This is a genomic window from Embleya sp. NPDC050154 (assembly GCF_044460165.1).
Classification (GTDB): domain Bacteria; phylum Actinomycetota; class Actinomycetes; order Streptomycetales; family Streptomycetaceae; genus Embleya.
Map to the genome: position 1 here is coordinate 570,793 of NZ_JBITJP010000004.1, position 13,145 is coordinate 583,937.

9 protein-coding genes are annotated in these 13,145 nt (G+C 71.5%); 6 read left to right on the forward strand and 3 right to left on the reverse strand.

Going from position 1 to position 13,145, the window contains the following annotated elements; translation table 11 throughout:
- Nucleotides 1-78: 78 nt before the first annotated feature.
- Entirely contained in the window at nt 79-3,294 is a 3,216-nt protein-coding gene (locus tag ACIBSV_RS11910) for a transcriptional regulator (protein ID WP_395861805.1), read from the reverse strand.
- A 189-nt stretch (nt 3,295-3,483) separates the two neighbouring features.
- On the opposite strand from ACIBSV_RS11910, the gene ACIBSV_RS11915 reads away from it, so the two are divergent.
- Nucleotides 3,484-3,642: a hypothetical protein gene (locus ACIBSV_RS11915; RefSeq protein ID WP_395861807.1), complete on the forward strand. Its 159-nt coding sequence runs from the start codon at nt 3,484-3,486 to the stop codon at nt 3,640-3,642.
- A gap of 835 nt (nt 3,643-4,477) precedes the next feature.
- Here the strand turns inward: ACIBSV_RS11915 and ACIBSV_RS11920 are convergent.
- Nucleotides 4,478-5,014 carry a GbsR/MarR family transcriptional regulator gene (locus tag ACIBSV_RS11920; RefSeq protein WP_395861809.1) on the reverse strand — a complete coding sequence of 179 codons (537 nt, stop codon included), beginning with the start codon at nt 5,012-5,014 and terminating at the stop codon, nt 4,478-4,480.
- Between the two features lie 68 nt (nt 5,015-5,082).
- On the opposite strand from ACIBSV_RS11920, the gene ACIBSV_RS11925 reads away from it, so the two are divergent.
- Together ACIBSV_RS11925 and ACIBSV_RS11930 are read left to right on the forward strand one after the other, a co-directional pair.
- Nucleotides 5,083-6,084, forward strand: coding sequence for an ATP-binding cassette domain-containing protein (locus ACIBSV_RS11925; RefSeq protein ID WP_395861811.1), 1,002 nt, complete (start codon nt 5,083-5,085; stop codon nt 6,082-6,084).
- The gene (locus tag ACIBSV_RS11930) at nt 6,081-7,679 is read left to right on the forward strand and encodes an ABC transporter permease (RefSeq protein WP_395861813.1); all 1,599 of its coding nucleotides are present in this window, start codon (nt 6,081-6,083) and stop codon (nt 7,677-7,679) included. Before ACIBSV_RS11925 ends, ACIBSV_RS11930 begins: the two co-directional genes overlap by 4 nt.
- A gap of 100 nt (nt 7,680-7,779) precedes the next feature.
- On the opposite strand, the gene ACIBSV_RS11935 is transcribed toward ACIBSV_RS11930, so the two are convergent.
- The gene (locus ACIBSV_RS11935; protein WP_395861815.1) at nt 7,780-10,548 is read right to left on the reverse strand and encodes an AAA family ATPase; all 2,769 of its coding nucleotides are present in this window, start codon (nt 10,546-10,548) and stop codon (nt 7,780-7,782) included.
- 703 nt (nt 10,549-11,251) lie between these two features.
- On the opposite strand from ACIBSV_RS11935, the gene ACIBSV_RS11940 reads away from it, so the two are divergent.
- From ACIBSV_RS11940 to ACIBSV_RS11950, 3 genes are all read left to right on the forward strand, one after another.
- Nucleotides 11,252-11,641, forward strand: coding sequence for a nuclear transport factor 2 family protein (locus ACIBSV_RS11940; protein WP_395861817.1), 390 nt, complete (start codon nt 11,252-11,254; stop codon nt 11,639-11,641).
- Nucleotides 11,642-11,733: 92 nt separating this feature from the next.
- A complete protein-coding gene (locus ACIBSV_RS11945; RefSeq protein WP_395861819.1) occupies nt 11,734-12,924 on the forward strand; it encodes a cytochrome P450 in 1,191 nt (396 codons plus the stop codon).
- Nucleotides 12,925-12,932: 8 nt separating this feature from the next.
- A complete protein-coding gene (locus ACIBSV_RS11950) occupies nt 12,933-13,127 on the forward strand; it encodes a ferredoxin (RefSeq protein ID WP_395861821.1) in 195 nt (64 codons plus the stop codon).
- The last annotated feature ends 18 nt before the right edge of the window (nt 13,128-13,145 follow it).

The following is a 13,145-nucleotide window of genomic DNA, read 5'->3' on the forward strand; positions in this document are numbered from 1 at the left end:
TGCCTGTTGTCGGTTCGCTGTCCCCGACGATCGGGTCTCGACCGGAGTCCCCACGGCACCCCCTCCCGGTCCGCTGGTCTACCCGCCGACGGGTGGCACGTCGTCGTCGGCGTCGAGACCGCGACGAAGCAACACGAACAGGCGTTCTGCGCCGTCCCGGCCTCCCGCCGCCTCCCGCAGCCGGGCCAGGTTCGTCAGCGCGGTGGTGTTTCCGGCGTCGGCGGCTTCGTGGGCGATGCGTTCGGCGCCGCCTCGGTCGCCGGCCTGCTCTCGCAGCCGGGCCAGGTTCGTCAGCGCGGTGGTGTCTCCGGCGTCGGCGGCTTCGCGGTACAGGCGTTCGGCGCCGTGCCGGTCCCCGGCCTCCTTTCGCAGCTCGGCCAGGTGCGTCAGCGCGTACGGGTATCCGGCGTCGGCGGCTTCGTGGGCGATGCGTTCGGCGCCGCCTCGGTCGCCGGCCTGCTCTCGCAGTCGGGCCAGGTTCGTCAGCGCGGTGGTGACTCCGGCGTCGGCGGCTTCGCGGTACAGGCGTTCGGCGCCGTCCCGGTCCCCGGCCCTTTCCCGCAGCCGGGCCAGGCCCGCCAGCGCGGTGGTGTCTCCGGCGTCGGCGGCTTCGTGGCACAGGCGTTCGGCGCCGTCCCGGTCCCCGGCCTTCTTCCGCAGCCGGGCCAGGTTCGTCAGCGCGGTGGTGTCTCCGGCGTCGGCGGCTTCGCGGTACAGGCGTTCGGCGCCGTCCCGGTCCCCGGCCCTCTCCCGCAGCCCGGCCAGGTGCGCCAGCGTGATGGTGTCTTCGGCGTCTTCGGTGTCGGTGAGTTCGCGGTACAGGCGTTCGGCGCCATCCAGGTCCCCCGCTTCCTCCCGCAGCCTGGCCAGGTGCGTCAGCGCGTCGGTGTCCCCGGTGTCGGCGGCTTCGCGATAGAGGCGTTCGGCGCCGTCTCGGTCGCCGGCCTTCTCTCGCAGCCGGGCCAGGTTCGTCAGCGCGGTGGTGTCTCCGGCGTCGGCGGCTTCGTGGCACAGGCGTTCGGCGCCGTCCCGATCTCCCGCAGCCTCCCGCAGCTTGGCCAGGTACGCCAGTGCGTAGGGGTGTCCGGTGTCGGCGGCTTCGTGGCACAGGCGTTCGGCGCTGTCCCGCTCTCCCGCGGCCTCCCGCAGCTCCACCAGGTACCTCAGCGCGTCGGCGTCTCCGGCATCGGCAGCTTTGCGGTACAGGCGTTCGGCGTCGTCCAGGTCGCCCGCCTGCTCCCGCAGCACGGCCAGCCGCGTAAGCGCCTCGGTGACTTTGGCGTCGGCGTCTTTGAGGGCGATGCGTTCGACGTCGTCCAGGTCGCCGGCCTCCTCCCGCAGCGCGGCCAGCCGCGTCAGCGGGTAGGTGTTTCCGGTGTCGGCGGCTTCGTGGGCGATGCGTTCGGCGCTGTCCCGGTCCCCCGCCCGCTCTCGCAGCCGGGCCAGGTGCGTCAGCGCGTAGGTGTCTCCGGCGTCGGCGGCTTTGCGGTACAGGCGTTCGGCGTCCTCCAGGTCGCCCGCCTGCTCTCGCAGCTGGGCCAGGGTCGTCAGCGCGTAGGCGTTTCCGGCGTCGGCGACTTTGCGGTACAGGCGTTCGGCATTGTCCCGGTCCCCCGCTTTCGCCCGCAGTGCGGCCAGCCGCGTCAGCGCGGTGGTGTTTCCGGCGTCGGCGGCTTCGTGGGCGATGCGTTCGGCGCCGTCCAGGTCCCCGGCCTGCTCCCGCAGCTGGGTCAGGTGTTCCAGAGCGTGTGGGTCTCGGGCGTCGGCGGCTTTGCGGTACAGGCGTTCGGCGTGGCGCAGCCGGAGTCTTTCGCGTGCGGCGTCGGCGAGGTTGCGTATGTCGTCGGTGGTGTGGGCGTGGTCGTGGGCGGCGGTCCAGAACGAGGCGCTCGGGCACAGGCGGCTGCGGGTGTGGCGTGCGTGTTGTTCGAGGTAGTCGGCGAGGCGGTAGGTCGCGCCTTCGTCGGCGGTGTCGCGGGTGCGGCGTCGGGGGCGGATGCGGGTCAGCGGCGCCCTCGCGCCGTGGACGCCGGCGACGTTGGTCGCGTAGGCGAGGGCCTGTTCGAACCAGTCGTCGGTGAGGGCGTCGGATTGGTGGTCGGTGAGGTAGGCGTCGGCGGCGTCCTCGAGGAACGCCTGGCGCAGGGCGGGTCCGTGGCCGAGGCGGCGGGCGTCCATGGCGGCCTCGATCACGGCCCGCGCGCCGGCCGGGGCGAGCTTGTAGCGCTTGAGCAGCGCAAGGGCGCCCGCGAGGAACTGGGTGATGCGTCCGTCGTCCCCGCTGGTGAGGGCGTTCGCCAGTCGCGGGTCCTGGCTCGCTCTTGCGCGGAGGGCCGCCAGGTCCGCACCGGTGAACGTCTCGGGGACGTGGAGGTCGGTGCCCTCGAGCAGGGCTCGTGCCTGCTCGTGCGGGTCCGGCCGGTCGGTGGGGGGCCGGGTCGTGAGGGTGATCCAGTACGGGTCCGGCCACAGCGTCGCCAGGACCAGGACCGGCGCGCGAGAGCGGTCGCGCAGGAGTTCGCGTAGTTCGGCCGCGACGCGTTCGCCGATCCCGGCCGGTTCCAGGTAGAACTGGGCCTCGTTGAGCCACACGACCGTGCGCGGCCCTACGGCGGACAGTTCGGCCACGGCGGCCTCGGGACGGCCCGGAGCGATGGGATGCCACAACCGCCACCCGTCCGGCACACCTTGCAAGGCTTCCCAGCAGGCGCGGGTCTTGCCGGTGGAGGACCCGGCCACCAACGTCACCATCACGCTCTCCCCACCCGCCGCGCGCCGCACCGCCTCGCCCAGCACCCTGTCGTGGTCGCGCGCGACGTACGCCGGCAACACCGGCAACCGATCCCGCGCGTGCTCGGGTGCGTCGATCGCCCGGTGCACCTCCAACGCGAACGCGTCCGTGAAATCCCGAACCGGCCGACCCACGAAACCCCCGCCCCCGGACGCAGGTTCGACGGTGCGCGTCGTGTGGGGGCGTCCGGCGGGACGGCGCTCGCGCACCGCCTCGCCGCGCCGCCGCTCCCACGCCGCGACCGGTGTCGCAACGTAGGCGCGGTCGCGCCCGCGGGCCTCGTGCTCCAGCCAGGTCACCAGGAACGCGAACCGCACCGGATCGGCGGGCACGGCGCGTCCGTTGAACCAGTCCCCGAGCGAGGTGGTGTTCAACTCCACCTCGGGCTGTTGCAGGGCGCCCTGGTGGACGAGTTTCTCGTAGGTGGGCGACCCGGCCCGTTTCCACAACTCCCACAGCGACCGCGCCAGTTCCGTCGCCTTGCCCCCCGCATCGCCCGCCACGAACCCCGACCTTCTCGCGTTGTCCGGTCCGGATCCGGTCCGGACGACCACCGGATAACCCGCGCACCCGGCCCCAGCAGCCTAGAGACGGACGACCGGCCCGGGGACCGTCGCCGGAAAAACGTCCGTGAGTGCTCGATGGGGCGACATGAACCCGCCCGGGGTTCACACCCACTCGGGGAGACCACCGTGAACGACGTCCAACCCACCAACGCCCCCACCGTCGCGACCCGAAGCCGCCTGATGCGCGCCGCCCGCTCCCTCGCCGCAAGCGCCACTCGCGGCCTTGCCACCGGTGCCGGCAGCGCCACCGGCACCTGGATCATCTGGTGGATCACCCACCACTGATCCGGCACCGAACCACCGTCGAACCGGTATCGACTCGGTGAGGGAGCCGGGGCGCGGGGAATCGACCCCGCGCCCCGGCTCGCGATCTCACCCCGAACCTCACACCTTCACCATCGCACCGAGCTGTCGTTGGCGGATGTGGCCGGTGGTCCCCGCGATCCGGTCGCGTTCGTCGTCGGTTTGTGGGTTCCGGGGTGTGTGCCGGTGCCGGTTCCCGGCGAGCGGGCCGGTGACGGAACGCTGTGGTCGACGGCCGGCGGCGCGCAACCAGGCTCATCACGTCGGACCATCGGGCGATTCCCTCCGCCAGCGCCCGGTTGTGGGAGGAACTGCTCAGATGCTGTTCAACACCAGGACCGGATCGGTGCACGGACGCGGACTCGCCCGCACCGTCGGTCATCCCCACGCCGCGAAACGAGAACGCGAACGTCCCGTCCTCCAAGGCTGTACCGGCGCTTCGCACGGGCGAGTTCGGCACGAGCGCGTCCCCTCATATGGGCACGCGCCTGCGGAGGAGTCCCACACGCCGCGCCCCGGGCGGAATTCCTACCGCGCACCGAAGCAAACAACAAACCGATCGGCGGTCGATTCACCCCTCCAGGCGTATGGCGCCACCTGGCGATTTTCCATGGGCACCGACGTCGAGGCGTGGCCCACGCACCGAGTTCGAGGAGTCCGAGGAGACCGGCTCGACGAAGTTCAAGGAGACGACCCTCGCAGCCGGCGCGGGTCGGCTTCGACCTCAACGGACGAACACAAGGACCGGTCCCGGGCCTTGGTGCATATCGAGTCGCCCCGGCATCGGCGATCCGGTGCGCGTGCGGGGTCGGTCGGGTCACGGCCGCGCCGGCGGCCGGCCGCGCAGGGTCTTCCACTTCGCCAGGGCGCCCGCCATCTCCTGCTGAGCGAAGGCGAAGAAGTCGCGCATCTCCGCCATCCGGGCGCCCGCCTTCGTGTCGGGGCCGCCGAGGGGTTCGATACCCTTGTCGGTCGCGGCGATGAGCTGGGCGAAAAGGTGCTGCTTGGTCGCGGTGCCGGTGTACCAGGAGTCGTCGGGCAGCAGGTACAGGTCGCTGCGTGAGCCCAGCACCGATTCGCGGGCGACCAGGCCGACCTGGGTGAGGTAGCGGACCGCGCCCGAGATCGCGGCGGGGCTCGCGGCCAGTCGGTCGGCCAGCTCGCCGGCGGTCAGCCCGCGCTCCTCGGCCGCCATCAGGGTGATCAGTACGCGCGCGCTCATCCTGGGGAAGCCCCAGTCGGCGAACAGCATCGCCATCTGTTCGACGAAGTGCCGTGCGGCCTCCTCGTCGCGGCCGTCCGCCACGCTCACCAACTCCTCCGCCGTCGTGGTGCGCCACTCTCGCACACCCATCCGGATGACCTGTGTGCATTACATTATGAAGCTTCACAAACACGTGAAGTAACTGTAGCATCCGGGGCGTGAACGCAATCGATGTGATCCACACCTCAGGACTGCGGAAGCACTTCGGACGGGCGGTCGCCCTCGACGGCCTGGACCTGCAGGTGGCACCGGGTGAGGTGCACGGATTGCTCGGGCCCAACGGCGCGGGCAAGTCCACCGTTATTCGCGTCCTGCTGGGCCTGCTGCGCCGGGACGGTGGCATTGCCACCCTGTTCGGCGGCGACCCGTGGCAGGACGCCACGGCGCTGCACCGCAGACTCGCCTACGTGCCCGGCGATGTCAGCCTGTGGCCCAACCTGAGCGGGGGCGAGACGATCGACCTGCTCGGCTCGATGCGCGGCGGTCTGGACAAGGGGCGGCGGGACGCGCTCGTGGAGCGGTTCGAGCTGGACCCGAGGAAGAAGGGCCGGGCCTATTCCAAGGGCAACCGCCAGAAGGTGGCGCTCGTCGCGGCGCTGGCCTCCGAGGCCGAACTGCTCATCCTGGACGAGCCGACCTCCGGCCTCGACCCGTTGATGGAGGCGGTCTTCGGCGCGTGTGTGTCCGAGGCCAAGAACCGCGGCGCGACCGTCCTGCTGTCCAGCCACATCCTCAGCGAGGTCGAGGAACTCTGCGACCGGGTCTCGATCATCCGCGAAGGCCGCCGGGTCGACACCGGCACGCTCGACGAGCTGCGCCACCTCTCGCGCACCACCATCACCGCGACCGTGTCCCGGCCGGTGAGCGGCCTCGACACCATCGCCGGCGTGCACGACCTCCGGGTCGAGGGGCTCTCGGTGCGCTGCCAGGTCGACCCGGACGCGCTGGAGAAGGTGCTGCGCGTGCTCACCGACGCGGGTCTGGGGTCGCTGGTCAGCCGGCCGCCCACGCTCGAAGAGCTGTTCATGCGCTACTACTCCGGGGAGCAGCGGTCCGGTCAGGCGCAGCCCGGCGAACGGCAGCCCGGGGCACGGCAGTCCGAGGAACGGCAGTCCGTCGAAAAGCAGCGCGGCGAGCAGCAGTCCGAGGTCAAGCAGTGAGCGGCGGCAGCCTGGCCGGCCTGCGCGAGCTGTCCAAGCTCGCCTCCCGCCGCGACCGGATCATCCTGCCCCTGTGGGCGTACGCCCTGATCGGCAGCGTGGCCTCCACCGCGTACAGCATCAAGGGGCTGTTCCCCGACCAGGCGTCGCGGCAGACCTTCGTCGACGGGATCGGAGCCGCGTCCGGAGCGGCCGCGCTCTACGGGCGGATCACGAACACCTCGCTCGGCGCCATCACCACCTGGCGCTCGGCGGTGCTCGGCGCCGTACTGGCCGCGGTGATGTCCATCCTCCTCGTCGTCCGGCACACCCGGGCGGAGGAGCAGACGGGCCGTCAGGAACTGGTCGCCGCGGGCATCGTGGACCGGAAGGCGCCACTGGTCGCCGCGCTCCGGCTGGTGCTCTCGGTCAATCTCGGCGTGGGCGTGGTGATCGGCGCGATCCTGCCCGTCTTCGGCCTGCCGGTGGCCGGTGCCTTCGCCCTCGGCCTCTCGATGGCGGCGTGCGGCATCGTCTTCACCGGCGTCGCCGCCGTCTGCGCCCAGCTCTTCGAGGCCTCGCGCACCGCGAACACGGTCGCGCTCACTCTGCTCGGCGTCTGCTACCTGGTGCGCGCGGTGGCCGACATGAGTCACGGCGCCACCGGGCTGCTGTGGGCCTCACCGATCGGCTGGACCGAGCAGGTGCGGCCGTACGCGGGCGACCGCTGGCAGGTGCTGGCGGTCCCCGCGGCCGCGGCCGCCGGGCTGATCGCGCTGGCGCTACGGCTGCTGGATAGGCGGGACTTCGGCTCCGGTGTACTGCCCGCCCGACCCGGACCCGCCCAGGGGGGCGCCGACACCCGCGGCACCTTCGGTCTGGCCTGGCGGATGCACCGCGGCGCCCTGCTGGGCTGGGCGATCGGCGTCCTGACGGCGGCGCTGGTGTTCGGCTCCTTCGTCCGGGACGTGGACGTGCTCACCGGCAGTGACCGGGTGCAGCGGATCATGTCCGAACTCGGCGGTTCGCAGAACATGGCCGACGCGTATGTGTCCTCCGTCGTGGGCGTGTTCGCGATCATGGCGGCTGTCTTCGCACTCAGCGTGATCGTGCGGGCCCGCGGCGAGGAAGCCGCCGGCCGGATCGAGCTCATCTTCGCCGGCACGCCGAGTCGCGCGCGCTGGCTGCTGAGCCATCTGGCGTTGGCGGTGGCCGGCGCCGTGGTGATCCTGGCCGCCGCCGGATTCGGCCTGGGCCTGTCCGCGGGGCTGGGCGCGCACGACGTGGGACGGATGTCGGGCAGAACCTTCGGCGCCGTGTTCGCGCAACTCCCGGCCGTCCTGCTGATCGTGGCGCTCGCGGTACTGGTGTTCGCCGCGTTCCCCCGCTGGACCGGCGTCGGGTGGGGCCTCCTGGGTCTCTTCGCCTTTTTGACCCTGGTCGGCCCGGAGTTGAAGGTCAGCCACTACGTGCTGGACATCTCGCCCTTCGCGCACGTGCCCAAACTCCCCGGCAACGCGGTCGCCGCGACGCCGCTGGTGGTGATGAGCGCGCTGGCGCTGGTCGGACTGGCCGCGGCCCTGGCCGCGTTCCGCCGCCGCGACCTGCTCGCGTGACCGGCATACCGAAGCCCGCCTGAGCCCTTCCCCTTCGAAAAGAGCACGGCGCCAAGAGGCGCCCGGCCGGGAACCCCGGCCGGGTGCCCGCCGGTCCGTCCTACACGCCGATCGCCTGCGTGTGCGGCCCGGTGAACAGCGCGGAGGCCAACTGCGCCCGGTCGTTGACTCCGACCTTGCGGTACATCCGGGTCAGGTGCTGCTCCACCGTGCTGACCGTGATGTAGAGCAGTTTGGCTATCTCACTGTTCGTATGCCCCAGCGCGACCAGGTCGGCGACGCGCTGTTCCGCATCGGTGAGCAGCGCGGCCGGAGCCTTGGGTTCGGTGTCGGGCTGGTCGCGGTCCGTGGGAAGGAGCCTGCTCAACGGCTCCGCCTGGCACTTGTCCGCGATGATCCGCGCCTGGGAGCCGATCACCCGGGCCCGCCGCGTCTCGCCGACCGCGTTGTACATGTCGGTGAGGTCGGCCAGCGCCCGCGCCAACTCGTAGCGGTCCCCGCTCTCTTGCAGCGCGTCGACGGCCTGCCGCAGCAGCACCAGACGTCTGCGCGGCTCGTGCGTGGCCGCCAGCAGCCGCAGCGTCGCCCCGCGGGTGCGCGCCGAACCGCCACGCTCGCTGCGGCTCAACTGCTCCTCCAGGAGCGCGCGGGCGCGGTCCCGCTCACCCATCCGCAACCACGCCTCGCCCGCGTCGTTGCGCCACGCGATCAGACCCGGCACGTCCATGCCCCAGCGCGTCATCAGCTCACCGCAGCTCTGGAAGTCCGCCAGTGCCCCGTCCCAATCCCGGACCGCCATGCAGTACCGCCCGCGCGCGTGCAGGTAATGCAGCCCGGATCGGCTCTGCAGCATGGTCTCGGGTATCGGCAGGTAGAGCAGTTCCGCGGCCTCGTCCTCACGCCCCATCGAGGTGAGCGCGATCATCATGCTGGCCAGCGGAGAGCCGACGGCCGGTCCCCACTCACCGGTGGGCACGACGTCGAAGGAGGCGGTCGAGTGCAGGACGGCTCCGGGCAGATCGCCCAGGCGGATGCAGATCTCCGCCCGCAGCGCGTGCAGCCTGGCCTCGCTGCCCGGCTCGCCCCGCTCCTGCGCCGCGACGATCAACTCGTCGCAAAACGGCCGCGCCAGCGCGGGCCGCTCCGCGTAGGTCAACGCGAGCAGCGCGCACTCGATCGTGTCCAGGTCGGTGCCGTGCAACCGGCTGCCGTGCAGGATCCTTTCGGCTTTGGGTACCGCGCGATGGGAAGCCTCCTGGGTCAGTACCGAGTCGAGCACGGTAGCCGCGTCGTAGCGGCGGCGGCTCTCGGTGGTGGAGGGCGTGCCGCAGAGTTCCTGCGGGTTCTCCTCGGTACTCGGCAGCAGCCCCAGCAGCGGGGTGTACGAACAGCGCATCCACAGCCGGGCGGCACGCAGTTCCATCACCGTCTCGGGGCCCGAGCACCGATCCGAGTCGGTCAAATGTTTCAACGCCTCGGTGGCGGCCTCGAAACGACCGTCCCACAGCAGCGCTCTGACCACGGCCAGCGTCTCCCCGCTGCCCAGACAGCCGGTATGCACCGCCTGCAGGAGGCCGGGGATCTGCTGCTCGGCGATGCCGGGCCCCATCCGTCGCTCCACGCGCAGCAAGGCCACCCGAATCCGGGCCAGTTCCTTCCGGTTCCCGCTCAGCGTGCAGGCCAGGCGCAGGTATTCGATCGCCTTGACACCCCGACCCTCGGACAGCGCCGACGAGGCGGCCGCGTCGAGCGCGGACACCGACCAGGACGTACGCAACCCCTGTCCCGCCAGAAGGTGTTCGGCGACCACGGCGGCGGACGCGCCTTCGGCGTAGCGCAGTTCGGCCGCGTCCCGGTGCAGTGCGGCGGTGGCCGCGGGGCCCAGGTCCGCCAACACCGCCGAGGCCGCCCCGGGATGCCGGAAGCGACCCTGCTCCAGCAGACCCGCGGTGTCGAGCGCCGCCAGGCACCGCGTCACCTCGCCCGCCTCCAGGCCCAACAGTCGGGCGATCGGCTCCGGCGTACCCAACACGGCCAGTGCCCGGGCGACCGGCTCGGCGGGTGACGGGCTCCGGTGCAGACACGAGAGCATCGCCCGCGTGTAGCCCGCGGTCGACGCGGCGTGCCCACCGAGGCGGCAGTCCTCGAGGACCCCGTCGAGCAGCAGCGGATTGCCGCCGCTCACCCGCAGCGCCCACACCGCGGCCCGCTCCGCGACGCCGGTGCCGAGCCGGGCCGCCGCCGTATCGCGCACCTGATCCAGGTCGAGCGGCGGCAGCCGGACCTCGCGAGCGTGCGGCAACCGAAGCAACTGCTCGACGAATTCCGCGCATCGGTCGTCGGGAGGGTCGCCGTGACTGAACACCGCGAGCAGCGGGGTGTTGTGCATGCGGCGTGCCAGATAGGCGAGACAGGCGATCGAGGCCGGGTCGGCGTGTTGGACGTCATCGACCACCAAGGCCAGCGGCCGGGGTCCGGCCAGGCCGAGCAGAACCCCGCACAGGGACTGGACGATCTGGGCGTCCACCGTGGACAGTCGCGCCGGCGATTCCCCCGGCGAGGCCGTCAGGTACGCCCTGCCGATCGCCAGCAACTGGTTCACCTGCTCGCCGACCGGGGCCGACGGCGAGGCTTCCTGGAGTAGTTGGGCGATCACCCCCAATGGGATGCCGGCCTCGGACTCGGACGCCACGGCTGGGAGCACCAGCCCACCGGCCGCACGCACCTGTTGGGTGAACGTGGCCAACAGTGTCGTCTTGCCCATGGCCACGGGGCCGCTGACGACGGCGATCCCGCTTTCGCCGACCAGCGATCCGGCCAGTAGACCGGCCATGATCGCGCTCGCTTCCGAACGCTCCCGCGCGCTCACGTTCCGGTCTCATCGCGGACGGCGCGGACCCACACGGGGCTGTCTCGGGTCCGGGTTCTGATGAGCGGGGTCAGTCTCGCGCACAGGGTGTATCGGCTCTCGATGGTCTCCATGTACCTTCCTTCACGCTAGTGATGGGGACACGAAAACGCCGACGGGTGCCACGCTGCCGCACCGAGGTTCCGGTGCCCGACTGCGCAGCCGGCCCTCGACTGCCTCGACAGAGGTCGCGTTGTGGTCGCTGGGGGTTACCGTGAGATCACAGTAGCAGGGCTCTCGGGGCCGTTCGAGGTTCCTTGACGTAAGCCTGATGTGGGCCGAAACACGTCCGCAGATCGGGTATGTCGCCCATTCCACCGGCCGGTCGGCCGGTCCGGCGCCGCCGCCGGTCACCGGCGCGCGGCATCCGTCCCACCGCGCCCCCGCATTGCTCCCCTTGAGCTCCCGTGCAGGTCAACCCCCCATCGCGGTGTGCCCCGGGGTGGTTAGGGGTGGCAAACAGGGGTGGTGCCCGATCGGCAGGTGATCGAACACTGGGACGTGTGAGAGCGGCTTCTCGGTTCGACGGTCGGCGGTGACGCAGGCGAGCCGCCGATCCCGCGCGACGCGGCCTCGCGGACCGCACCGTTTCACCGGCGAGGGGCCGACCGGTCCGGTCTCCGCGCCCGCAACTTCGCCGCTGCCCTGCCCGGAAGGAGTCGGCGTGCCCGACGAGGTGACCCGCAAGGCCCTGGCGCTCGAATACTGCCGCCGGATGAACGCCGGCGATGTCGAGGGCGTCCTGGAACTGTTCGCCCCCGACGTGGTGTTCGAGGACCCGGTCGGCTCCGGCGAGCAGGTGGGCCGGGAAGCGCTGCGCGCGCACATCACCCGGGCCGTCGTCGACGACCGCGCGCAGGAACGCCCTGGCACACCGGTGGCCGCCCACGACGGCGAGACCGTGGTGCTGCCGGCCACCGTCGAACTGCGTCCGCGCAGCTACCCGAAGCGGATCTCGATCTCGATCATCGGCATCGTCCGCTTCCGGGAGGACGGCCTGGTCAAGGACTTGCGCGCGTTGTGGGGCGACACGGACATGAAGGTGCTCGGCTGACCGAGCCGCCGGCCACCCCGGCCCCGCGACGCGCGAACCCGCGAAGCAATCGCCGGAGACCGCGACACCCCGCCGACAGGAAGGATCACGAGATGACCGAGGTTCCGGCCGCGGCCCAGCCGTTGCCCGTCACGCGCACCACGCCACTGGACCCGCCGCCGGAGCTGCTGGAGCGTCAGCGCGCGTGCCCCGTCGACCGGTTGCGCTATCCCGACGGCAGCGAGGGCTGGCTCATCACGGGGTACGACCAGGTCCGTGCGGCCCTGGCCGACCTGCGCTTCAGCTCACAAAAGGACCTGCTGCGCTCGCCGATCCAGGCGCAGGAGCCCACCCCGGCCAAACCAGGGTTCTTCGTCTACACCGATCCGCCCGAGCACACCAGGTATCGCCGCCTGCTCACCGGCCTGTTCACGCTCCGCCGGATGAATCAACTGGCCGAGCGCGTACGGGAGATCGCCGACGACGCGCTGGACGCCATGGCGGAGGCCGGCCCGCCGGTCGACCTGGTGCCCGCCTTCGCCCTGGCCGTCCCGTCGCTGGTGATCTGCGAACTCCTGGGCGTCCCCTACGAGGACCGCGACGTCTTCCAGCACAACTCCACCGTCATCCAGGACACCAACACCCCGATCGAGCAGGCCTACGCCGCACTCGAGGCGATGCAGAAGTACCTCAGCGGACTGGTCGAGCGGCGCCGCGGCCCCGAGCCCTCCGACGACATGCTCGGCGGTCTTGCCGCGCACGAGGAGCTGACCGTGGAGGAGGTCACCAACATCTGCTTCCTGCTGCTGGCCGCAGGGCACGAGACCACCGCCAACATGCTCTCGCTCGGCACCTACGCGCTGCTCACCAACCTCGATCAACTCGCCATGCTGCGCGCGGGCGAGACCACGATGGAGAGCGCCGTCGAGGAGCTGATGCGCTACCTGACGGTCAATCACTACGGTCCGATCCGCGGCGTCCTCGAGGACTTCGAGTTCGAGGGCTGTCCGATGCGGGCCGGCGAGACGGTCACCCTGTCGGCCTTCGCGGCGAATCGGGACCCCAAGCACTACGCCGACCCCGACCGCCTCGACTTCGCCCGCGGCGGCCGCGGTCAACTCTCCTTCGGACACGGCATCCACCAGTGCATCGGCCAGCAACTGGCCCGGATCGAGATGCGGATCGGCTTCGAGGCCCTCTTTCACCGCTTCCCCGGACTGCACCTGGCCGTACCGAAGGAAGAGGTCCGGATGCGGGACACCATGCTGATCTACGGCGTCGCCTCGATGCCGGTCGCCTGGTAGCCGGGCCGATGCGAATCGACGTGGATCGCGAGCAGTGCTGCGGCGCCGGGATGTGCGCGCTGGAGGCACCGGAGGTGTTCGATCAGGACGAGACCGACGGCCTGGTCGTCCTGATCCTGGCGGAGCCGCCCGGCGAACTGCACGAAGCCGTCCGCGAGGCGGCCAGGCTCTGCCCATCGGGGGCGGTCGAGCTCGCCGAGTAAAACCCCGGCCCCATCGGG